At 43.7% G+C, this 901-nt stretch carries 2 tRNA genes and 1 rRNA gene; all 3 read right to left on the bottom strand.

From position 1 onward, the window contains the following. Positions 1-147: ribosomal RNA gene (locus tag HMPREF0873_RS09735) — 23S ribosomal RNA — on the bottom strand; the annotation flags it as partial. A 346-nt stretch (positions 148-493) separates the two neighbouring features. After that, positions 494-569, bottom strand: a tRNA-Ala gene (locus HMPREF0873_RS09730). Positions 570-699: 130 nt separating this feature from the next. After that, positions 700-776: transfer RNA gene (locus tag HMPREF0873_RS09725), tRNA-Ile, on the bottom strand. Between the last annotated feature and the right edge of the window lie 125 nt (positions 777-901).

Here is a 901-nt window from a genome sequence, read left to right as displayed (position 1 = left end):
CAGTGCATAACCACTGCCGGGTTCCCCCATTCGGAAATCTACGGGTCACAGGTTGCTTGCACCTCTCCGTAGCTTATCGCAGCTTACCGCGTCCTTCTTCGGCTGATATCGCCAAGGCATCCACCGTACGCCCTTAAAATCTTTACTTATTTTACGCCATAATTTGCGGCTAACTTCGTTGTGCTGCGTTCGATTTGTCTTGCGTACATAAGTACGCGGCGACATCACCTCACTGGCACGTCTCGTTATCCATCAAATTCTGACGAAAATCTATTCTTAGATTTCATTGACATGCATTAGATACATTGTCGTTTTTTGTAGCCGTACATTTTACATGTACGTCACCATTAAGTCAGAGAATTATTTCCTATGTGCTCGGGTCAACCTACTTAGAAATTCTAAGAGATGACCTTACAAATATATATTAATTCTTCTATGCAGTTTTCAAAGAACAAACAATTAGTATATCACAGACTCGCTGTCAAATACTAAATGGTGGAGACGAGGAGATTCGAACTCCTGACCCCCTGCTTGCAAGGCAGGTGCTCTCCCAACTGAGCTACGCCCCCGTAATGGGTTCACTTAAGTCTCGATAATCCATTCCGAAGAATCCGTTATCTTTTATAAGCTTTTCCTATTATTTTAGCTCTTAATGTCTGTACTCTACACAAAAGTGTATTTCAAGTTATATGAGCCAACTGGTGGGCCTAGGTGGACTCGAACCACCGACCTCACGCTTATCAGGCGTGCGCTCTAACCAGCTGAGCTATAGGCCCATATCTGTAGATTGAGAGTCATTACAGATCTCTCAAAACCAAACAATGATAAGTGTGTAAGTACAGCTAGCGCTTATGCTACGTCTACTTACTCGCCAAAGTGTCGACCCAAGTGACATCCAAGC

The organism is Veillonella sp. 3_1_44, from assembly GCF_000163715.1.
In the GTDB taxonomy this organism is placed as follows: Bacteria; Bacillota; Negativicutes; order Veillonellales; family Veillonellaceae; genus Veillonella; species Veillonella parvula_A.
Note: the sequence above shows the minus strand (reverse complement) of the source record. Positions and strands in the feature narration are given on the sequence as shown.